This window comes from Tritonibacter mobilis (assembly GCF_001681715.1).
Classification (GTDB): domain Bacteria; phylum Pseudomonadota; class Alphaproteobacteria; order Rhodobacterales; family Rhodobacteraceae; genus Epibacterium; species Epibacterium mobile.
Map to the genome: position 1 here is coordinate 1 of NZ_LNWY01000050.1, position 957 is coordinate 957.

Annotated in this window: 1 pseudogene; it reads right to left on the bottom strand. The window is 62.0% G+C overall.

Features of this window, described 5'->3' with window-relative positions:
* Nucleotides 1–54 precede the first annotated feature (54 nt).
* A pseudogene (locus UB90_RS22340) lies at nt 55–957 on the bottom strand (IS5 family transposase); the annotation flags it as partial.

The window sequence follows — 957 nt, forward strand, 5'->3', positions numbered from 1 at the left end:
GGCTCTGTTGCGCAAAGTAGGTGATGGCCGAGTTTCCCCTTTCTCCGGACGGACTTATCCCACAGCTTCCGTGACGGGTATGCCGAGCGCGGTGTATCCGTTCAGGACGGCGATGCGAATCTGGAGTTCGGCGACCTGACGGTCAAAGTCCCGTACCATGAGCCGCTGGCCCAACAGTTTCACACAATGCATCTTCGTCTCGACGCGGCTCCGGCGGTGGTATCCGCTCCATCGTCGCCAGAGGGCTCGGCCGAGGTGTTTCGCGGCGCGCAGGGCCTCGTTGCGGGCTATGGCTCCGGCGGTGACGGTCTTCCACGGCTTGGCGTTCTTGCGTGGTGGGATGACAGCGTGGGCGCCGCGGTCAGCGATTGCCTCGTGACATTTCCGGGTGTCGTAGGCGCCGTCGGCGTTCACCGAACCGATCTCTTCGCCAAGCGGTATCTGACTGAGCAGATCGGGCAGGACAGGTGCGTCATCGATATGGCTCCCGGTGATCTCGACAGCGCGGATCTCCAGTGTTTCCTCATCAATTCCGAGATGGATCTTGTGCCAGGCCCGCCGCTTGGGGCCACCATGCTTGCGGGTGTGCCACTCGCCTTCGCCCTCAACCTTGATGCCGGTGCTGTCAATTAGCAGATGTAGCGGGCCCTTGGGCCCGCGATAGGGGATGTTTACGGCCAAAGTCTTCTGGCGGCGCGAAAGCGTGCTGAAGTCCAGCACTGTCCAGTCGAGACCGACCAGCCGCAACAGGCTTTCCACGAAACCTGTCGTCTGGCGGAGGGCCATGCCGAACAGCACCTTCATCGAAAGGCAGGTCTGGATAGCGGCATCGCTGTAGGTTCTCTGGCGGCCACGCCTGCCTGTCGGTCCGGCATCCCAGGTCACAGCGGGATCGAACTAAATGGTCAGTGAACCTCGGCGCTTGAGCGCTTCATTGTAGGCTGGCCAGTTCCTAGG